Origin of the sequence: Bradyrhizobium jicamae (assembly GCF_018130215.1) — a bacterium.
Classification (GTDB): Bacteria; Pseudomonadota; Alphaproteobacteria; order Rhizobiales; family Xanthobacteraceae; genus Bradyrhizobium; species Bradyrhizobium jicamae_A.
Window position 1 is genome coordinate 41,130 of the sequence record NZ_JAFCKQ010000018.1, and the last position, 18,665, is coordinate 59,794.

20 protein-coding genes and 1 tRNA gene are annotated in these 18,665 nt (G+C 63.7%); 5 read left to right on the top strand and 16 right to left on the bottom strand.

What is annotated here, in order from left to right; translation table 11 throughout:
• The first annotated feature begins 422 nt into the window (after window positions 1-422).
• The 4 genes from JQ586_RS20295 to JQ586_RS20310 all read left to right on the top strand — a co-directional run bounded on the left by JQ586_RS20295 (window position 423) and on the right by JQ586_RS20310 (window position 3,542).
• Entirely contained in the window at window positions 423-611 is a 189-nt protein-coding gene (locus JQ586_RS20295; RefSeq protein WP_212396379.1) for a hypothetical protein, read from the top strand.
• A gap of 493 nt (window positions 612-1,104) precedes the next feature.
• Window positions 1,105-1,362 (top strand): hypothetical protein, encoded by a 258-nt coding sequence (locus JQ586_RS20300; protein WP_212396380.1) that lies wholly within the window; start codon window positions 1,105-1,107, stop codon window positions 1,360-1,362.
• Window positions 1,363-1,606: 244 nt separating this feature from the next.
• Window positions 1,607-1,891 (top strand): HdeA/HdeB family chaperone, encoded by a 285-nt coding sequence (locus tag JQ586_RS20305; protein WP_212396381.1) that lies wholly within the window; start codon window positions 1,607-1,609, stop codon window positions 1,889-1,891.
• A gap of 208 nt (window positions 1,892-2,099) precedes the next feature.
• Complete coding sequence (locus JQ586_RS20310) at window positions 2,100-3,542, top strand: DUF1254 domain-containing protein (RefSeq protein WP_212396382.1); 1,443 nt, start codon at window positions 2,100-2,102, stop codon at window positions 3,540-3,542.
• Between the two features lie 212 nt (window positions 3,543-3,754).
• Here JQ586_RS20310 and JQ586_RS20315 read toward each other — a convergent pair.
• From JQ586_RS20315 to JQ586_RS20345, 7 genes are all read right to left on the bottom strand, one after another.
• A tRNA-Pro gene (locus tag JQ586_RS20315) sits at window positions 3,755-3,832 on the bottom strand.
• Between the two features lie 185 nt (window positions 3,833-4,017).
• A complete protein-coding gene (locus JQ586_RS20320) occupies window positions 4,018-4,608 on the bottom strand; it encodes a MerR family transcriptional regulator (RefSeq protein ID WP_212396383.1) in 591 nt (196 codons plus the stop codon).
• A gap of 129 nt (window positions 4,609-4,737) precedes the next feature.
• Complete coding sequence (locus JQ586_RS20325) at window positions 4,738-5,073, bottom strand: integration host factor subunit alpha (protein ID WP_212396384.1); 336 nt, start codon at window positions 5,071-5,073, stop codon at window positions 4,738-4,740.
• A gap of 131 nt (window positions 5,074-5,204) precedes the next feature.
• Entirely contained in the window at window positions 5,205-6,182 is a 978-nt protein-coding gene (locus tag JQ586_RS20330; RefSeq protein ID WP_212396385.1) for a beta-ketoacyl-ACP synthase III, read from the bottom strand.
• Entirely contained in the window at window positions 6,179-7,240 is a 1,062-nt protein-coding gene (gene plsX / locus JQ586_RS20335) for a phosphate acyltransferase PlsX (protein WP_212396386.1), read from the bottom strand. Before plsX ends, JQ586_RS20330 begins: the two co-directional genes overlap by 4 nt.
• Window positions 7,241-7,532: 292 nt before the next feature.
• Window positions 7,533-8,144 carry a DUF177 domain-containing protein gene (locus JQ586_RS20340; RefSeq protein ID WP_212396387.1) on the bottom strand — a complete coding sequence of 204 codons (612 nt, stop codon included), beginning with the start codon at window positions 8,142-8,144 and terminating at the stop codon, window positions 7,533-7,535.
• Window positions 8,141-8,692: a ubiquinol-cytochrome C chaperone family protein gene (locus tag JQ586_RS20345; protein ID WP_212396388.1), complete on the bottom strand. Its 552-nt coding sequence runs from the start codon at window positions 8,690-8,692 to the stop codon at window positions 8,141-8,143. The genes JQ586_RS20340 and JQ586_RS20345 overlap by 4 nt, the downstream gene beginning before the upstream one ends.
• A 134-nt stretch (window positions 8,693-8,826) precedes the next feature.
• Between JQ586_RS20345 and JQ586_RS20350 the strand changes: the two genes are divergently transcribed.
• Window positions 8,827-9,303 carry an outer membrane protein assembly factor BamE gene (locus JQ586_RS20350; protein ID WP_212396389.1) on the top strand — a complete coding sequence of 159 codons (477 nt, stop codon included), beginning with the start codon at window positions 8,827-8,829 and terminating at the stop codon, window positions 9,301-9,303.
• Between the two features lie 37 nt (window positions 9,304-9,340).
• Here JQ586_RS20350 and JQ586_RS20355 read toward each other — a convergent pair whose 3' ends face one another.
• From JQ586_RS20355 to glyA, 9 genes are all read right to left on the bottom strand, one after another.
• Window positions 9,341-10,003 carry a hypothetical protein gene (locus tag JQ586_RS20355; protein ID WP_212396390.1) on the bottom strand — a complete coding sequence of 221 codons (663 nt, stop codon included), beginning with the start codon at window positions 10,001-10,003 and terminating at the stop codon, window positions 9,341-9,343.
• Window positions 10,004-10,224: 221 nt separating this feature from the next.
• Entirely contained in the window at window positions 10,225-12,345 is a 2,121-nt protein-coding gene (locus tag JQ586_RS20360) for a sodium-translocating pyrophosphatase (protein ID WP_212396391.1), read from the bottom strand.
• 213 nt (window positions 12,346-12,558) lie between these two features.
• Window positions 12,559-13,560: a thiamine-phosphate kinase gene (gene thiL / locus JQ586_RS20365; protein ID WP_212396392.1), complete on the bottom strand. Its 1,002-nt coding sequence runs from the start codon at window positions 13,558-13,560 to the stop codon at window positions 12,559-12,561.
• Between the two features lie 154 nt (window positions 13,561-13,714).
• Complete coding sequence (gene nusB, locus JQ586_RS20370) at window positions 13,715-14,209, bottom strand: transcription antitermination factor NusB (protein ID WP_212396393.1); 495 nt, start codon at window positions 14,207-14,209, stop codon at window positions 13,715-13,717.
• A gap of 2 nt (window positions 14,210-14,211) precedes the next feature.
• Complete coding sequence (gene ribH / locus JQ586_RS20375) at window positions 14,212-14,703, bottom strand: 6,7-dimethyl-8-ribityllumazine synthase (protein ID WP_212396394.1); 492 nt, start codon at window positions 14,701-14,703, stop codon at window positions 14,212-14,214.
• Between the two features lie 205 nt (window positions 14,704-14,908).
• Window positions 14,909-15,517: a riboflavin synthase gene (locus tag JQ586_RS20380; RefSeq protein WP_212396395.1), complete on the bottom strand. Its 609-nt coding sequence runs from the start codon at window positions 15,515-15,517 to the stop codon at window positions 14,909-14,911.
• A complete protein-coding gene (gene ribD, locus JQ586_RS20385) occupies window positions 15,517-16,668 on the bottom strand; it encodes a bifunctional diaminohydroxyphosphoribosylaminopyrimidine deaminase/5-amino-6-(5-phosphoribosylamino)uracil reductase RibD (RefSeq protein ID WP_212396396.1) in 1,152 nt (383 codons plus the stop codon). The genes JQ586_RS20380 and ribD overlap by 1 nt, the downstream gene beginning before the upstream one ends.
• Window positions 16,665-17,147: a transcriptional regulator NrdR gene (gene nrdR / locus JQ586_RS20390; RefSeq protein WP_212396397.1), complete on the bottom strand. Its 483-nt coding sequence runs from the start codon at window positions 17,145-17,147 to the stop codon at window positions 16,665-16,667. Before nrdR ends, ribD begins: the two co-directional genes overlap by 4 nt.
• Before the next feature lie 39 nt (window positions 17,148-17,186).
• Window positions 17,187-18,488, bottom strand: a complete 1,302-nt coding sequence (gene glyA, locus JQ586_RS20395) for a serine hydroxymethyltransferase (RefSeq protein ID WP_212396398.1) — start codon at window positions 18,486-18,488, stop codon at window positions 17,187-17,189.
• Window positions 18,489-18,665: the final 177 nt, after the last annotated feature.

The following is an 18,665-nucleotide window of genomic DNA, read 5'->3' on the forward strand; positions in this document are numbered from 1 at the left end:
AATAGCGCGGCTTACCGCGTCCGAAGCTAACCTGCGTTGGCAACATCACACTTTTGGCACGCCCGATGCGTACTGGCGGCGGCGGTCTGCGGCAAGCGAATGAGAGATCGGGAGTTTTTCCCGATTCCCCTCGAGAGCACTTTTCCTTTCACACGTCGTGGCCGAGGCTCCCATCGCAAATCGGGGTGTGTCGCGCTCGCAACGTCACGACAGTTCCTGTTGTGGATGGACTTCTCAGGACTTCTCGTCGCCGCGAATTCGCTGTCTAATAATGCCAGGGCTATCGGCGGAAATTTCAGTTCTTAGTCATTTGAGATCGGGCCCAAGAGGCCGCCGATGCGGTCTTTGCGTCATTGATGGCAAATCGGATCGTCCGACGCTAAGCCGCGTCAGTCGGACTTCATTAGGTCATGGGGACTGCAATGGTTGAAGGGCTCAAACCCTACGTCGCGTTCGGCGTCGACCCGGCTGGCGTTGCACGCGCAACGTATGAATTTCGTTGCACTGACGATGAAGAGGCGAAGCGCCGAGCTGAGCATTACCTGAACTCACACGAGTTTATTGAGCTGTGGATCGACTACAGACGGATCGCTCGTCTGAAACGCGGCTAGGTGGCCTTCTGCGCCGTACCCGGCAGCATCAGCCAATCATTGCGTTGCGTTGGTCGGATGCGGGACTCAACGCGGCTGGCGCCTCTTGGATGAGAGCCGGTCGCTTCCCGGTCCGGTTGCCAACACGGATTTTCCCGATCGTCTCATCCGCCGGCGACGGAGCCGAACAGCGGCGAGCTGCTACGTGTCGGGGGTGCGGATGACGGGCTCAACGGGCCGCGCCGCGGGATGCGCGGGGCGACATCTGACCTAGCGGGGTAATCCTGTTTTTCCGATTGCGGGCCCGCTGGACTAGCCGTCTAATAGGGCTGCGAGCAAAGCTGGCTGGAGCAAGCCTTCCTCCAATCCAGTTCTCGAAGCGGGCCGTCTACCTCGGAAGTACAGGCGGGCGGCCCGCGAGGGCGCGCTACCGTCCTGTTGTGCCTATCTCAACCCGATCCCGATCTAGTCGTCGGATGTCACCCCGGCGGCAACCCACAGGGAAACAGCTTCTGTGTCACAGGCTATCCGAAATTCCTTCGCCACCACGATCCGCAAAGTCGAACCCATGGGCCATGGTGCGGTCAGGCTCTACTTCGCGGTCGAGAAGAACGGCGGCTGGGAAGACAGGGCGGTGATCGAGATGCCCGCAGCTTCGCTCCCCGACAACTGTGCTTTCGTGGTTCAAGCGGTGCGATCGATTGCGGCAGCGGAAGCGGAAGGTCCCCGCCACGACATCCAGCACTTCCCGCTCGCGGGTTCGGTCAACTGATTTCGGTCGATCGACCATGACGACCAGGTGCCGGGCCAGGCCCGGGCATCACGTCCCTTTGGCCGCTTTGGGCGGTCGCCGGAAAGTATCAGGACGCTGCACCCGAGCGTACCGGCGCCGAAGACGTGCGCGCGTTCACGTTCGGCGGCGTCACGGACTGCGACGTGACTGCGGCCGATGTCCAGAGATTCGCGAAGGCCATTTTCTATGGAGAACCGCAGTTATGCGCTTTTATAGGGTCGGCATGGCATTGCTTGTTACGTTGCTTTGCACTTCGCTCGCCGAGGCACAAGTTACGATAGAGGTCGCAAAGATCACATGTCGACAATTTGCCGGCGGCGAAATTGGCCAACCGAGAAACGTCGCAGCTTGGCTTAGCGGCTATTATCACGGCAAGAAGAACAGCACGTCGCTTGACAAGCAGGCATTCGAGGACAACCTGACCAGGCTTATGAACTTCTGCCGTAAGGGGGATAACGGCAAGATTCTGGTCCTGAAGGCCATCGAGCAGATTTCAGGTACGCCATAAGACGCGAAGTAGTTGTTTTTCGTCAGCGCGAACGATCGTCACGCGTAAGAAGCCTTACACTGGTTATACTGAGGCGACGTAGAAGCCGGCCTGAATGAACACTGGCCTTGGGCCAAGCGGACTTGCCGGGTCAGCCACCCTTTGATCTTGATCAAGGCTTGCATGGCTAATCGTGACAACCTGATCCTGAATTGCGATGAGGGTCACCATGCTGACGAAGCGAGATTTTCTTCATTCCGCCGCTCTTGCCGCCGTAAGTGCTGCGGCGGTTAAATCTACCCCGGCGCCGGCCCAGTCGACCAGCGAGCGTCCCCGCTTCTTCAAGGCCAAGGACATTGCCGAAGCTGGCTTCGTCTACGGCCTCCCCATCGTGATGAACTATGCAATCATGTACGAGTACGCCATTGACCGAAACTCGGGTCAGTTCAAGGCTCCGTTCAACCAGATCAAAAACGAAGCCAACACCTTCACCTACAAAGACACCGCTATCGTTACGCCAAACAGCGACACGCCGTACTCGTTCGCATGGTTGGATTTGCGTGCAGAGCCGATCATCCTTTCGGTCCCGGCAGTGGACCCGAAGCGATACTACTCGCTCATGCTTTGCGACGGCAACACGTACAACTATGGCTACATTGGTAGCCGCGCGACGGGCCATGAACCGGGCGACTACATGGTGGTCGGGCCTACCTGGCAGGGCACCACGCCTCCCGATATCAAGAAAGTCTTTCGTTCGAGCACGCAGTTCTCGGTGATCGGGTATCGCACACAGCTTTTCGGCCCCGACGACCTCGAGAACGTGAAGAAAGTGCAGGCTGGCTACAAAGTGCAGCCGCTCTCAACCTACCTGAACGCGCCGCCACCGCCGTCCGCTCCCGCGATCGACTTCCCGAAGATCGACAAGGAACTCGTGAAGAAGAACTTCTTCGAGTATCTCGATTTCGCGCTTCAATTCGCGCCTGCACAAGCAAACGAAGCGGAGATGCGTGCCCAGCTTGCAAGGATCGGCATCGGTCCCGGCAAGACGTTCGACTTCAAGACGCTGTCGATTGAGGACAAGGCGGAGATCGCCCTCGGCATGAAAGAAGGCGACCGAAAGGTCGATGAAGGCGTTGCCAGTGCCGGGAAGTCGATCAATAGCTGGCGTGTCGCGGGTCTGCCCGGCGACAGCGCCCACTACAACGGCAATTGGTTGAGCCGCGCCGTCGCGGCGAAGGCGGGCATCTACGGCAATAGTCCTGATGAAGCGATGTATCCCTACACATACGATGACGTCGATGGCGAGAAGCTGGACGGCAGCAAACACAACTACTCGCTGACGTTTCCCGCAGGTCAACAGCCGCCTGTAAATGCGTTCTGGTCACTGACGATGTATGACGGCAAGACGCAGTTGTTGATCGAAAACCCGATCAATCGGTATCTCATCAACTCACCAATGCTTCCCGCCATGAAGACCAATGCGGACGGGTCGCTGACGCTCTACATCCAGAACAAGTCTCCGGGATCTGACAAGGAGGCCAACTGGCTTCCAGCTCCGAACGGGCCGATCTATCTTGTGATGAGGCTCTACTGGCCCAAGGCCGAACCGCCGTCCGTTCTGCCACCGGGCGAAGGAACTTGGCAGCCTCCGGGAGTGAAGCGAACCTCGTAGAAATCGGTGACACGACCCAATGTCAGCACTGGGTGCGCCCCCCGGTTGCGCTTCGCGCCACGAATTCGCCGGGCATGCTACGGCCGTGGTTTTCCCCAGGCGCGAATTGCCTCGTTGGTACCCACCTTTCGGTCACCGTGCTTACATGCCGCCAGACACGAAAGCGGGCCTTGAAGGCCCGCGACGCAACACGATGAAATCATTATTAGATTTGGTCGGAGCGAGAGGATTTGAACCTCCGACCCCTAGTCTCCCAGACTAGTGCGCTAACCGGGCTGCGCCACGCTCCGATGCCGTTCCATTAGCCGCGATCCCGTGTTCGCGCAAGGCGGCAGGCGGCCCCAGGGGTCTCAATCGGTACACGGGTTCCCGGCCCCGGAGCTTCGGCTCCACATGAAGCAGAGCCGAAGCTCTGGATCCTCGTTTTGACCGCGTCTTCTTGACGCGAACCGGGTCCACTTCGCTCGAAAACGCTTCAGCCCTGGCCATCCTTCATCGCCGCATCCAGCATTTGGCGGCAGGCCACCAGATCCTGGAGTGCGCGCTCGAGCTTCTGGCGGTCGGCGGCTGCGACCCGCGCGGGTGCCGGGGCCGGCGCTTTCGCCGGCTGCGCGTGGCTCTTGTAGGTCGACAGGATGGCGTCCTCGTCGGGATCGACGAAGCGGTAGTCGATGCCCTTCTCGTCGCCGTCGCCCTCCTCGCCGTCGAGATCAAAGCCGTCGGCCTCGGCATCGTCGGGCTCGGCCATGCTGTGGCCGACCGCCTCTTCGACCGCGCCGAACGAGACGGACGCGCTATGGTCGGCGATGCCCTGCACGGACTTGATGCCGTGCTCCTTCAGGATCCGCTGCACGCCCCGGATGGTGTAGCCCTCGCCGTAGAGCAGCCGGCGGATGCCCTTGAGCAGGTCGACGTCGTCGGGGCGGTAATAGCGGCGTCCGCCGCTGCGCTTCATCGGCTTGATCTGCGCGAAGCGCGTCTCCCAGAACCTCAGGACGTGCTGGGGAATGTCGAGCTCGTCAGCGACCTCGCTGATGGTACGGAACGCATCCGGCGCCTTGTCCAAATGCCCGCTCCTCTTTGACTAAAGCATGTTCCGGAGACGCATGACGCGGCATTCCGGAAGGATCGCGCTCAAACGAGAATCACGCGCGATGGCGATCCAGCCTAATCTCATCGCGCTGCAGGATAAAGATCAGTCGTCCTTGCTGGCGTCGCCATTGGTGGGCGCGTGGCCGTTGATCCGCTGTTTCAGGATCGCCGACGGCTTGAACACCATCACGCGGCGCGGCGAGATCGGCACCTCGGTGCCGGTCTTCGGATTGCGTCCGATGCGCTGTCCCTTCTTGCGCACCATGAAGGAGCCGAACGACGACAGCTTCACCGTCTCGCCCTTCTCCAGGCAATCGGTGATCTCCTTCAGCACAAGCTCGACGAACGCCGACGATTCGGTGCGCGACAAACCTACCTTCTGATAGACCGCCTCGCACAAATCGACACGTGTAACTGTTTTTCCGGTTCCCGTGGTCATCGCCTGCCCCGCACTCTCGGCGAACAATTTCTTGACTGAAATTAAAAGCTTAGCGCGCAATGGTCAACAGCGACCATAGCTCGCAGGCGAGAAAGAAACCGGCAAAACGCCAGCGATTTTTAGCGATTCCCTCACCAGCGCACGAGCGCCGAGCCCCACGTGAAGCCGCCTCCCATCGCCTCGAACAGCACGAGGTCGCCTTTCTTCACGCGGCCATCCTTGACCGCGACCGACAGCGCGAGCGGGATCGAGGCGGCCGAGGTGTTGCCGTGCCCGTCGACCGTCAGGACCACCTTCTGCGGCGCAATATGAAGCTTGTGCGCCGACGCGTCGATGATTCGCTTGTTGGCCTGATGCGGAATGAACCAGTTGATGTCCTCGGCGGTCAGGCCGGTGGCATTGAAGGCATCGACGATCACGTCGGTGATCATGCCGACCGCGTGCTTGAACACCTCGCGACCTTCCATCCTGAGATGCCCGACCGTCCGGGTCGAGCCGGGACCGCCGTCGACGAACAGTTTCGCCTTGTGGCGCCCGTCGGAGCGCAGATGCGTGGTCAGCACGCCGGGATCATTGATCGTGCCGGCATGCGGCTGGGCCTCGAGCACCACAGCGCCGGCCCCGTCGCCGAACAGCACGCAGGTACCGCGGTCTTCCCAGTCGAGGATCCTCGAGAAGGTCTCGGCGCCGATCACCAGCGCCCTCTTGTGCGCGCCGGCACGAAGGAAATTGTCGGCGGTGGCCAGCGCAAACACGAAACCGGAGCAGACCGCCTGCAGATCGAAGGCCACGCCATGATTGATGCCGAGCCCGTGCTGGACCGCAACCGCGGTCGCAGGGAAGGTGTTGTCGGGGGTCGAGGTGGCCACCACGATCAGGTCGATCGCCTGGGCGTCGAGCCCTGCATGGGCGAGCGCGGCGCGGGCGGCGTTGATGGCGAGATGCGAGGTGAACTCGTCGTCGGCTGCGATGTGGCGCTCGCGAATGCCGGTGCGCTGCACGATCCATTCATCCGAGGTGTCAATTCGAGCCGCCAGCTCGGCATTGGTCAGAACCCGCTCCGGCAGATAGGAGCCGCAGCCAAGCACGACCGAACGTATCGCAGTCACGAAACAGCCTCCTGCGCGGTCGGCGCCTGCACCAGTGCGCTGCCGTCGCGGTTGAGCATCTGATTGATCTTGGTAAGGAGATCGTAGTGGGCCATCTCATAGCCAACATCCACCGCATAGGCAAAGCCTTCCGCGTTGGTACCGCCATGGCTCTTGACCACCACACCCTTCAGGCCGAGCAGGATGCTGCCGTTCGACTTGTTGGGATCGAGCTTGTCGCGCAGCTTCTGGAACGCGCCACGGGCGAACAGATAGCCGATGCGCGCCAGCCAGCTCGACGACATGGCTTCGCGCAGCAGGCCGAACATCTGCCGCGCGGTTCCCTCGGCCGTCTTGAGCGCGATATTGCCGCAGAAGCCTTCCGACACGATGACGTCGGCGAGCCCCTTCCCGATGCCGTCGCCCTCGACGAAACCGATATAGTTGAACTGGGTCGAGTTCATCGCCCGAAGCATTCCGGCCGCCTCGCGGATTTCCTCATGGCCCTTGATCTCCTCGGACCCGATATTGAGCAGGCCGACGGTCGGCCGTTCGAGGTCGAACAGCACGCTCGCCATGGCGCTGCCCATCACGGCCAGCGCCGTCAGATGGCGGGCGTCGCCGCCGATCGTGGCGCCGAGGTCCAGCACGACAGAGTCACCGCGCAGCGTCGGCCACACCGCTGCGAGCGCCGGGCGGTCGACGCCGGGCAGCGTCCGCAGATTGAGGCCCCCCATCGCCATCAACGCGCCGGTGTTGCCGGCGGAGATCGCGACATCGGCCTCACCATGCTTCACGGCATCGATCGCAAGCCACATCGACGAGGCCCGGCGGGTCCGCCGCAGCGCCTGGCTCGGCTTCTCGTCCCCCTTCACCGCGACGTCAGTATGGATCACCTTCGATACCGCCTTCAGCGCGGGATGCCGGGCGAGCTCCGGCTCGATCTTCGCCCGGTCGCCGACCAGCAGAAATTCGCTGCCGGGATGACGGCTCAAAGAGATCGCGGCGCCGGGAATGACGACCGATGCGCCGACATCGCCACCCATGGCGTCAAGCGCGATGCGAACCTTTTGAGGCATGAACGTCCCGGAAACCTGCTCTCCCGCGGCCCCTGCAGACAAGGACCGCGGGCTTGAAGTCACCGCTGTCGACGGCGCACGGCGAAACGCCATTCCTGCGTCCCGGCCGGGCCGCGACAATAGCGTGTCCGCGGTCCGACACAACCTCTTGACCGGGGATAGACACTTCGCGGAACTCGCACCGCCAGCACCCATATCATCGCACAAATTCTTGATATTTCAATGCGATATAAGTATGACCTAAAGTGAAGGCAACGCCCTCTGGTGTGGCGGCGCAGGCACGTCGTCCCCTTCAATTATCGCCCTTGGGCCCCTTCGGCTTCCGATCCTGCAACGCCTTCAGCGCGGCGAAGGGATGATCTTCCGGATCAGGCACTTCAACCGTCTGCTCAAAGACCGCATCCGGCTTGCGAGGATACGGATCGATTCCAAGAAACAGCGCGTCGGTCGCAAGTCGTCCGATGTCGATGAAGCCGTTCACGATCGGCTCCGGCGGGTCCGGCGTCTCCTCGTCGCTGTCCTCAGCGTCATCGACGAGATCGGCCATCTGCGGAATCTGCTCCGGCGGCGCAAAGATCAGGTCGATCGGTTCGTCGATGTCATTCTCGATCGGATCGAGCGTTACCACGCAGGTCTGGCCGATCCGCGCCTGCACCCGGCCGGTGACATGGAAGCGCCCGTCGCGCTTCGGCATGAGGTCGAAGGCCGCGCGCGCGGAAATCACCTCGCGCAGCTCGGCGATTTCGGCCATCCCCTTGCGCACCGTCTCGTCGGCCACGATCTCGCGATGCAGCCCGGTCTCGGGGATCTGCGCCACGTTGACCAGCACGCGCCAAGGATCTCGGGATGTATCTCGGGATGTATCTCGTGATGTGCCTGGCCGCGCCGGCGTATCTCCGCTCATGCCGTGGCTCCTGCGATCCGGGGTGCGGGAAAACGCCAATTCCCCTGCTCCAGCGCGGCGGCATCGGTGCGCGAAAGCACGGCCATCGCGTCCCTCGCATAGGCGGCGAGCTCGCGCGCCTTGTCGAGGCTCTCACCGTTCAGGATGTTCTTGCAGAACGACTGCGCCAGCGCCTCGTCGCTGTCGGTCAGCGCGAGATCATAGGCTGCGGTCCGGCCGTAGAAGGCCTCGCCGAACGCCTTCATGCGCCTGGGCACCCCCTGATCGCTGATGCCCATCTCGCGCAGATTATCGTCCATATCGGTGCAGAAATGGTCGAACAGCGCCTGCGATAGGTCCGGACCGGCCTCAACGTGCCTGAGCCGTTGCAGCACCAGCCACAGATGCATCAAGAGCAGGTCAAATCGGCCATTAACCGTGTCCGGAACGCCCAAGTCACGGTAAAACAACGGTTCTCGTGCCTGCGTCACGATCATGCCATAGATGGTCTCAATGGTGCCGCGCGGGGGTTTCAGGGGTTTTCTGAAGTGATTGAACGGCCAAAGCATGGTGGGTTCCTGGGAGCCCCAATGATCCCTCTGTCGAGGGATCGCCTGTCGGAGGCTCGGCAATATTGCAATCCTTTGGGCTGCCCGGTACGTCAACGCCTCGCGCGATGCAAGGGGACGGATCAGTTCCGCCGATGAACCAAGCGACTTTACGATCTTCAACCGTGGCCTCTGCACGCGGCTTTCTCTCGCGCTTGCGCGCGGTTGCCGCCGTGGGCCTCGTCTGTGCCGCGCTTGCCGGGTGCACCGGCGAGCAATTCCAGAAGGGCTACATCCTGCCCGAGGGCGCACTCGAGCAGATTCCGATTGGCGCCAGCCAGGACCAGGTGCTGATCGTGATGGGCACCCCGTCCACCGTCGCCACGCTCGACGGCGAGGTGTTCTATTACATCTCGCAGCGCGCCTCCCGTCCGGTCGCCTTCATGAACCAGCACGTGGTCGATCAGCGCGTGATCGCGGTCTATTTCGACAAGAACCGGCAGGTGCGCAGGCTCGCCAATTACGGCATGCAGGACGGCAAGGTGTTCGACTTCATCAGCCGCACCACGCCGACCTCGGGCGCGGAAATGTCGTATCTGACACCGTTGCTCAAGCTGATGAGCTTCAACTAGCGCTTCGGGCGAAGGCGACGCAGGCTCCTCGCCTGCGTCATTCGAACTGGGTGGCCCGCACGATCGCCAGGAAGTCGAAGAACAGGAACAGCAGATAGAACCCTGCGACCACCATGGCGCGGGTCAGCTCGTGGCCGGTCAGACAGTTGACCAGCAACACGATGGCGACGAGGGCCAGGTCGAGCAATATCCAGTGGTTCACGAATTGCCCGGGCGCTTCGTGCGTATCCCAGTGTTTCCATATGCCGCGAACGAATTTGTCGAGCACCGACCAGACGAAGCCTGCGAAGACGAACCACAGCGTTCCGTCGACAAACTCGTTGAACGTCTTTGCCTTCGCGGTGTGAACGGCAATCATGCCGAAAATCACGAGGAAGCACACGTCCTTGAACAGCAACAGGACTGAACAGGATCGCGGCCGCTCGGCCCAGATTTTCTTGACATAGACGTGGTTGAGGTGGACCGAGCTGCCGATGATGTAGCGCAGCAGCAATGAGGCGAGCGCAATGAACGCCCAGAAGCGCCAGCTCCGGAAATTCTCGATATCCGTGTTGTTGAGATAGGAGTTGATGGTGAAACCCACGAACACCGCGAAGGTGGAAATCACCGCCTTGACGACGTTCTCGAAATCCGGCGGCGGCGCGTCGGTGCCGTCATCTCTCTTCGCCAGGAAGAATTGCCTTGGCTTCATCAGCGGCACGGATGCACCTCCGTCGGCAATGAATGGAGCGCCCCTTCTGCGGGATCGCCAGAAAATGAATGCGAAAAATATTTCACCTAAAGATGTATCTTTTGTAATATACACGCAAGAGAAACAAGCTGTCTCGCTGTGAAGATGGCCGGACCGGACGGCATCCCCGTCCAACGAAAAACCCCGCGACTTTCGCCGCGGGGTTCTCGTTTCAGCCGATGGCTTGCCGTTCAGTGCGCCAGGATCGCGAGCAGCAGGAGCGCCACGATGTTGGTGATCTTGATCATCGGATTCACCGCCGGGCCCGCCGTATCCTTGTAGGGATCGCCGACGGTATCACCGGTCACCGCGGACTTGTGGGCGTCGGAGCCCTTGCCGCCGTAGTGGCCGTCCTCGATGTACTTCTTGGCATTGTCCCAGGCGCCGCCGCCCGAGGTCATCGAGATCGCGACGAACAGGCCAGTGACGATGACGCCGAGCAGCATGGCGCCGACGGCAGAGAATGCCGCCGACTTGCCGGCCGCGCCCCCGCCTGCGATCGCGTAGATCAGGAAGTAGACCACGATCGGCGACAGCACCGGCAACAGCGAGGGGATGATCATCTCCTTGATCGCCGCCCTCGTCAGCAGGTCGACCGCCTTGCCGTAGTCGGGCTTGTCGGTGCCCTGCATGATGCCGGGCTTCTCACGGAACTGACGGCGGACCTCCTCGACGATGGCGCCGGCCGCACGTCCGACCGCGGTCATGCCCATCGCGCCGAACAGATACGGCAGCAGGCCGCCGAACAGGAGGCCGACCACGACATAGGGATTGTTCAGGGAGAAGTCCGGATTGACGCCGGCGAAGTAGGAATGCGCGCCGGAGTCCGCGATGAAGAACTTGAGGTCCTGGTTATAGGCCGCAAACAGCACCAGCGCGCCGAGGCCGGCGGAACCGATCGCATAGCCCTTGGTGACCGCCTTGGTGGTGTTGCCGACCGCATCCAGCGCGTCGGTGGACTTGCGCACCTCCTTCGGCAGCCCCGCCATCTCGGCGATGCCGCCGGCGTTGTCGGTGACCGGGCCGAAGGCGTCCAGCGCCACGATCATGCCGGCCAGCGCCAGCATGGTGGCGGTCGCGATCGCGATCCCGAACAGGCCGGCCAGGCTGTAGGTGACCAGGATGCCGGCGATGATCACGATCGCCGGCAGCGCGGTCGCCTCCATCGAGACCGCGAGCCCCTGGATCACGTTGGTGCCGTGACCGGTGACCGAGGCCGAGGCGATCGACTTCACCGGGCGATAGTCGGTGCCGGTATAGTATTCGGTGATCCAGATGATCAGTCCGGTGACGACGAGGCCGACCACGCCGCACCAGAACAGTGCCATGCCGGTGTACTCGACGCCATCGAGCTTGCCGAAGCCGATCAGCCAGTTGATGACGACAGCGACGCCGACCAGCGAGAGCACGCCGGTGGCGATCAGGCCCTTGTACAGCGCGCCCATGATCGACTGGTTGGCGCCGAGCTTGACGAAGAAGGTGCCGATGATCGAGGTGATGATGCAGATGCCGCCGATCGCGAGCGGCAGCGTCATCATGTTGACCAGGATCGGCGTCTTGGCGAAGAAGATCGCCGCCAGCACCATGGTGGCGACCGCGGTCACCGCATAGGTCTCGAACAGGTCGGCGGCCATGCCGGCGCAGTCGCCGACATTGTCGCCGACGTTGTCGGCGATGGTGGCCGGGTTGCGCGGATCATCCTCGGGGATGCCGGCCTCGACCTTGCCGACGAGGTCACCGCCTACGTCAGCACCCTTGGTGAAGATGCCGCCACCGAGACGGGCGAAGATCGAGATCAGCGAAGCACCGAAACCGAGCGCCACCATGGCGTCGACCACGGTGCGGCTACCCGCCTCCAGCCCGAGGAAGTGGACCAGCACCATGAAGTAGATGGTGACGCCGAGCAGCGCGAGGCCGGCGACCAGCATGCCGGTGATCGCGCCCGCCTTGAAGGCGAGCTCAAGGCCGCCGGCGAGCGAGGTGGTCGCGGCCTGTGCGGTGCGGACGTTGGCGCGCACCGACACGTTCATGCCGATGAAGCCGGCCGCGCCGGACAGGATGGCGCCGATCAAGAATCCGATCGCGACAAGCAGGCCGAGGAAGTAGGCCAGCACGACGAAGATCACGATACCGACCATGCCGATGGTCGTGTACTGGCGGCGCAGATAGGCCTGCGCGCCTTCGCGGACCGCACCCGCGATTTCCTGCATGCGCGGACTGCCTGCATCCGCGTTCAAGACCGATTGCGTCGCCCAGATCGCGTAGACGATGGAAAGCGCCCCGCAGAGCACGATCACCCATAAAGCTGTCATTGAATGTTGCCTCAGATCCTTGATGTAACCCCCGCGCCTTTTTTGCCGGACGGCAGGCGCTTATTCTCGAGAGTGATCCCTCCCCAAAAAGGGACCGCCTCAAATCGGGCGCGACCTTGCCAAAATCGTACCTCACGCGCAACGGCACCATCGGCCGAAACGGCCGATATCGGCAGCTATTTGGAGAGAAAATCGAACGTTTTCGCGGGAATTCTAGAAATGGCTGTAGGACAGCCGTTGCAGCGCCAGTTCCCTGCCCTGGGCGTCGAGGAAGCTCGGCGGCGAATGCCCGGCAATGACACCGCCGATCGCGGTCACCGCGACGCCGGCCTGCCGCGCCTCGCGCGTGAAGGCGTCCATGCGATGGCCGGGGACGGCGCACAGGATCTCGTAGTCGTCGCCGCCGGCCAATAGCGTCTCGATGCCGATCACCTTGCGCGCCAACAGTCCCGCTGCCGCCTGCGACAAGGGGATGCTCTGCACGTCGATCACGGCGGTCACGCGAGACGCGGCGCAAAGCTTGGTCAGATCGCCGGCGAGCCCGTCGGACACATCCATCGCCGCGCTGGCGTGAGCGCGGACGATCCTTGCAAGCGCATTGCGCGGCTGCGGCACGCGGTAACGGGAGGCCAGCATCTCCCTCGCCACGGGGTCGCCGACAAGCGTCTCGGCCACCAGCCCGCTCCTGAGCACGTCGAGGCCGAGCGCAGCGTCGCCGATCGTGCCGGTCACCACCACGCGGTCGCCCGGATGCGCGCCACTGCGATGCACCATCCGCCCCTCCGGCACGCGGCCGAAGGCGGTGACCGAGATCATCAGCGGCCCCGGCGTCGACACCGTGTCGCCGCCGAGCAGCGGGCAGCCAAAATGCGCGGCATCCTCGCCCAGCGCCTCCGCGAACGGCTTGAGCCAGGCCTCGTCCGCCTGGCGCAGTGCCAGCGTCAGCACGAAGCCTGACGGCACCGCCCCCTTGGCCGCGATGTCGGACAGGTTCACCCGCAGCGCCTTGCGCGCCAGCGTGTCGGGCGGATCGTCGGGCAGGAAGTGGACGCCCTCGACGATCGCATCCGTCGTGACCACGATGTCCTCGCCGGCTGCCTTCAGCGCCGCGGCATCGTCGTCGAGATTGAACGCGCCCGGGTCGGTCGCAAGCGGCTTGAAATAGCGCGCGATGAGGGAGTCTTCGCCGGAGGTAGGATTGTTATTCTGCGCCACGATAACAGACCCGTCATCCTGAGGTGCGAGCCGTTGCGAGCCTCGAAGGATGCACGGCCAAGATGCGGCCACCGAGCCACGCCGCCGCCCTTCGAGGCCTCTGCTTCGCTCCGGCACCTCAGGGTGACGGCTACGAAGAGAAGCATCGTCTCAATTAACCCCGCACAAATTCGTCGCCGCGGAACTGGCGGGCGATCTGGTCGAGCACGGCGTTGACCATGCCGGTCTCGTCCTTCTCGACGAAGGCATGCGCCACATCGACATATTCGGAGACCACCACGCGGCCCGGCACGTCCTTGCGGTGCTCGAGTTCGTAGGAGCCTGCCCGCAGCACCGCGCGCAGGATCGCGTCGATCCGCTTCAGCGGCCAGCCCTTCGACAGCGCCTCGTCGATCAGGGGATCGAGCCTGGCCTGGTCGCGCACCACGCCGGAGACGACGTCGCGGAAGAACGCGGCCTCAGCCGGCAGGTACTTCTCGCCCTCGACCTCGTTGCCGAGCCAATGGCTCTCGAACTCCGCGAAGATGTCGTTGAGGCCGGCGCCCGCGATGTCCATCTGGTACAGCGCCTGCACGGCCGCGAGCCGCGCCGCGCCGCGCCGGTTGGCTTTCCGGTCAGGGCCTTTCACCGGCTTCTTGCTGTCAGCCATGATCATGCCTTCGCCAGGCGGCGCTTGATGCGCAGCATTGCGAGCGCCGCGCGCGCGGCGTCGCCGCCCTTGTTCAATTCGCTGGCGCGCGCCCGCGCCCAGGCCTGCGCCTCGGTGTTGACGGTGATGATGCCATTGCCGAGCGGGAATTTCCGGCTCACGGCAAGATCCATCAGCCCGCGCGAGGATTCCATCGAGACGATCTCGAAATGGATGGTGTCGCCGCGCACCACGCAGCCGAGCGCGATCGCCGCATCGTACGGCCTGCCGCTGGCTTCCGCCGCATCGATCGCGATCGCGATCGCCGCCGGAATCTCCAGCGCACCCGGGACGGTGATGATGTCATGGGTGACGCCGGCGGCCTTCAGTTCGGCCAGCGCGCCCTCCAGCATGGCATCCTGGATGTCGTCATAGAACCGTGCCTCGACGATCAGCGCGCGTGCGCCTGTGATGTCGGTCTGGTCCTTCAGAGGTGCGCGCCGCGCGTCAGCCATTCTTCAATCCGTTTCATTCTGGTACCGGCGCGTTTTGTAGTCGCCGGAGGCAGTGAAGCCAAGCAGGAATGCATCGAGCAACGTCATTCCGGGGCGATGCGCAGCATCGAATTATGGCACGCGATTGCGTGCCTGAGAATCTCGAGATTCCGGGTCTGGTCCTTCGGACCATCCCGGAATGACGTGCTACGTGACGGCTCCGCCGTCACTTCATCTCGGACAGCCGCGCTGCGTAGCGGGCCATCAAATCGACCTCGATATTGACCTCGCTGCCGGCCTTCCAACCGCCGAGCGTGGTCACGGCAAGCGTATGCGGGATGATCAGCACCGAAAAGGCCACGTCATCGACCGTATTCACGGTCAGCGACACGCCGTCCAGCGTCACCGAGCCCTTCGCCGCAACGAAGCGCGCCAGTTCGCGGACGGTTTTCAGCTCGAACCGCGCCATGTCGGGCAGGTCGTCGCGCCTGACGATGGTGGCGATGCCGTCGGCATGCCCGGCCACGATATGGCCACCGAGTTCGTCGCCGATCTTCAGCGCACGCTCGAGATTGAGGCTGGTTCCCTTCCCCCAATGCCTGGCCGTTGTCATGCCGAGCGTCTCGGCCGCGGCATCGACGTCGAACCAGGTCTTGCCCTCCTCCTTGCCGGAGGCGACCACAGTGAGGCAGACGCCGTTGCATGCGATCGAGGCGCCGTCCGCGATCGTGGTCTGGTCGTAGTCGCAGGCAATCCGCATCCGGTGCAGCTGCCCCTGCGCCACCTGGTTCAGGCGGGTGATCTCACCGACATCGGTGACAATTCCGGTAAACATTATGCGCGCTCGTAGATGTCCAGGCTGTCCTTGCCGAGCGTCTCGCTAGCACGAAGCCGGAAGGCCTGCGACTGCGTGATTGCGGTCAGCGGCAATGCGTCCAGCGCGGGAACACCGTCGGCGCCGACGCTATCAGGGCCGCGCAACAGCCAGATTTCGTCGACGAGGCCGGCTGCGACGAAAGATCCGGCGACCCGCGAGCCGCCCTCGACCAGGAGCCGCGTGATCCCCTTCTCCGAAAGCGCATGCAGCACGGCCGGCAGATCGAGCCCGGGCGGCGTCGCGCTCGCGGCCACCCGGATCACCTGCGTCCCGGCGGCGCCGAGCTTCACCGCGGCCGGCGCTTCGGCCAGATCCGATGCCATCACCCAGAGCGGCGTCTCGCGCGCGGAATGCACCAGGCGGCTGTCGCCGGAGATCCGCAAGGACCGGTCGAGCACCACCCGCACCGGGGAGCGCGCCGCCATGCCCGGCAGGCGGCAGGTCAACAGCGGATCGTCGGCCTTGACCGTGCCGATCCCGACCAGGATCGCATCGCACTGCGCGCGCAGCAGGTGCACGCGGGTGCGCGCGGCCTCGCCCGTGATCGCAACCGGTTTATGGTCCGCGGCGCCGATCTTGTCGTCAGCGGAGACTGCGAGCTTCAGGATCACATGCGGACGCTTGCTCCCGATGCGGCGGAAGTGCCCGGCATGGTCGCGTGCGGCCTCAGCCGCGCACAGCCCGACATCCACGGCGATGCCGGCGGCACGCAGCCTGGCGTGCCCGTTGCCGGCAACCTCCGGATTGGGGTCCTCGATCGCCGACACTACGCGGGCAAGGCCGGCCGCGACCACGGCATCGGCGCAGGGCGGCGAGCGGCCGAAATGCGAACAGGGCTCGAGCGTCACATAGAGCGTGGCGCCGCGGGCGGCCTCCCCGGCGCGCCTGAGCGCCTCGACTTCGGCATGCGGGCGTCCACCCGCTTGCGTCCAGCCGCGGCCGACGATCACGCCGTCCTTGACGATCACGGCGCCGACGGCCGGGTTGGGCCAGGTGCGCCCCTGCCCGCGCCGGCCGAGCGCAAGCGCGAGCTGCATGAACCGCAGGTCGGCCGCCTTCGCTTCCCTGGATTTTTGGGCGAACTGGTCTTCCAGGATGCGGAAGATCATTTTCGTAACGTCGCGACCCGCGGATCCTCTTCGCCGCTCAATTCACCGAGCACGGCTTCAAAATCCCTGGCCTCGCGGAAATTGCGGTAGACGGAAGCGAAGCGCACATAGGCGACGTCGTCGAGCTGGCGCAGATGCTCCATCACGATCTCGCCGATCGCCTCCGAGGACACCTCCGCCTCGCCGCCGCTCTCGAGCTCGCGCACGATGGTGGACACCATCTTCTCCAGCCGTTCGGAATCCACCGGCCGCTTGCGCAGCGAGATTTGCAGCGAGCGCACCAGCTTGTCGCGATCGAACGGCACGCGGCGGCCGTTGCGCTTGATCACGGTGAGCTCGCGCAGCTGCACCCGCTCGAACGTCGTGAACCGGAAATTGCAGGCGATGCAGACCCGCCGCCTGCGGATCACGGCGGAGTCCTCGGTCGGACGCGAGTCCTTCACCTGCGTATCAAGACTGTTGCAGCTCGGACAACGCATCCAACCCGACCTTTTGGCCTAACCCCAGGCTTGCAATCTCTACTGATAAATCGGGAAACGATCGGTGAGCGCCTTGACGCGCTCCTTGATCGCAGCCTCGACCAGCGGCGCCTTGCCATCGGGTGCCTGCGCCAGCGCGTTCAGCACCTCCGCGATCATGCCGCCGACCTGCTTGAACTCGGCAACGCCGAAGCCGCGGGTGGTCGCCGCAGGCGTCCCGAGCCGCAGGCCCGACGTGACGAACGGCTTCTCGGGGTCGAACGGGATGCCGTTCTTGTTGCAGGTGATGGCGGCACGCACCAGCGCCTTCTCCGAGACGTTGCCCTTCAGGCCCTTCGGCCGCAGGTCGACCAGCATCAGATGGTTGTCGGTGCCACCGGAGACGATGTCGAGGCCGTGGCTGCGCAGCGTCTCGGCGAGCGCCTTGGCATTCTCGACCACATTCTTCGCGTAGACCTTGAAGTCCGGACGCAGCGCCTCGGCGAACGCAACCGCCTTCGCGGCGATCACATGCATCAGCGGGCCGCCCTGGAGCCCGGGGAAGATCGCCGAATTCAGCTTCTTGGCCAGCGTCTCGTCATTGGTGAGGATCAGGCCGCCGCGCGGACCGCGCAGCGACTTGTGCGTCGTGGTCGTGGTGACGTGGGCGTGCGGCACTGGCGAGGCATGCACGCCGCCCGCGACGAGACCGGCGAAATGCGCCATGTCGACCAGCAGGTACGCACCGACCGAGTCGGCGATCTCCCGAAAGCGCTTGAAGTCCCAGGCCCGCGAATAGGCCGAACCGCCGGCGATGATCAGCTTCGGCTTGACCTGCTCGGCCTGCTTTTGCACCTCGTCCATGTCGATCAGGTGGTCGTCGCGGCGCACGGTGTAGTGCGCGGCCTTGAACCACTTGCCGGACATGTTGACCGGCGAACCGTGGGTGAGATGGCCGCCGGCCGCGAGATCGAGACCCATGAAGGTGTCGCCGGGCTGCAGCAGTGCCAGGAACACCGCCTGGTTCATCTGGCTGCCGGAGTTCGCCTGTACGTTGGCAAAACCGGCGCCGAACAGCTTCTTGGCGCGGTCGATCGCGAGGTTCTCGGCGACGTCGACCCACTCGCAACCGCCATAGTAGCGCGCGCCCGGATAGCCCTCGGCATATTTGTTGGTCATCACCGAGCCCTGCGCTTCCAGCACCGCGCGGCTGACGATGTTCTCCGAGGCGATCAGTTCGATCTCATGCCGCTGCCGGCCGAGTTCGCCCTTGATCGCGGCAGCGATCTCCGGATCGGCCTCGGCAAGCGTCGCATTGAAGAAGGAATCGGGCGCGGAAGCGGATTTGGGCGAAGAGCTCATCGGCGAAATATCTCCACCGCCGCAACCCTTTAGGCAGGATGCGGGCGGTCAAAAGTGGCGGTCGAAGCTGGTCCCAGAGGGTTATCACATCGCCCCGGAATGGCCAAGCGGTTGCGGTCCCCCGCCGCCAATTATGCCAGATATGGTGGGGATGGCGGGGATTTGCCAGTTTCCCGG

Coding starts and splice junctions, on each gene's coding strand:
- JQ586_RS20295 (WP_212396379.1), top strand. CDS start 423: ATGGTTGAAGGGCTCAAACCCTACGTCGCGTTCGGCGTCGACCCGGCT.
- JQ586_RS20305 (WP_212396381.1), top strand. CDS start 1,607: ATGGCATTGCTTGTTACGTTGCTTTGCACTTCGCTCGCCGAGGCACAA.
- JQ586_RS20310 (WP_212396382.1), top strand. CDS start 2,100: ATGCTGACGAAGCGAGATTTTCTTCATTCCGCCGCTCTTGCCGCCGTA.
- JQ586_RS20325 (WP_212396384.1), bottom strand. CDS start 5,073: ATGACCACGGGAACCGGAAAAACAGTTACACGTGTCGATTTGTGCGAG.
- plsX (WP_212396386.1), bottom strand. CDS start 7,240: ATGCCTCAAAAGGTTCGCATCGCGCTTGACGCCATGGGTGGCGATGTC.
- JQ586_RS20340 (WP_212396387.1), bottom strand. CDS start 8,144: ATGAGCGGAGATACGCCGGCGCGGCCAGGCACATCACGAGATACATCC.
- JQ586_RS20345 (WP_212396388.1), bottom strand. CDS start 8,692: ATGCTTTGGCCGTTCAATCACTTCAGAAAACCCCTGAAACCCCCGCGC.
- JQ586_RS20350 (WP_212396389.1), top strand. CDS start 8,827: ATGAACCAAGCGACTTTACGATCTTCAACCGTGGCCTCTGCACGCGGC.
- JQ586_RS20360 (WP_212396391.1), bottom strand. CDS start 12,345: ATGACAGCTTTATGGGTGATCGTGCTCTGCGGGGCGCTTTCCATCGTC.
- nusB (WP_212396393.1), bottom strand. CDS start 14,209: ATGGCTGACAGCAAGAAGCCGGTGAAAGGCCCTGACCGGAAAGCCAAC.
- ribH (WP_212396394.1), bottom strand. CDS start 14,703: ATGGCTGACGCGCGGCGCGCACCTCTGAAGGACCAGACCGACATCACA.
- JQ586_RS20380 (WP_212396395.1), bottom strand. CDS start 15,517: ATGTTTACCGGAATTGTCACCGATGTCGGTGAGATCACCCGCCTGAAC.
- ribD (WP_212396396.1), bottom strand. CDS start 16,668: ATGATCTTCCGCATCCTGGAAGACCAGTTCGCCCAAAAATCCAGGGAA.
- nrdR (WP_212396397.1), bottom strand. CDS start 17,147: ATGCGTTGTCCGAGCTGCAACAGTCTTGATACGCAGGTGAAGGACTCG.
- glyA (WP_212396398.1), bottom strand. CDS start 18,488: ATGAGCTCTTCGCCCAAATCCGCTTCCGCGCCCGATTCCTTCTTCAAT.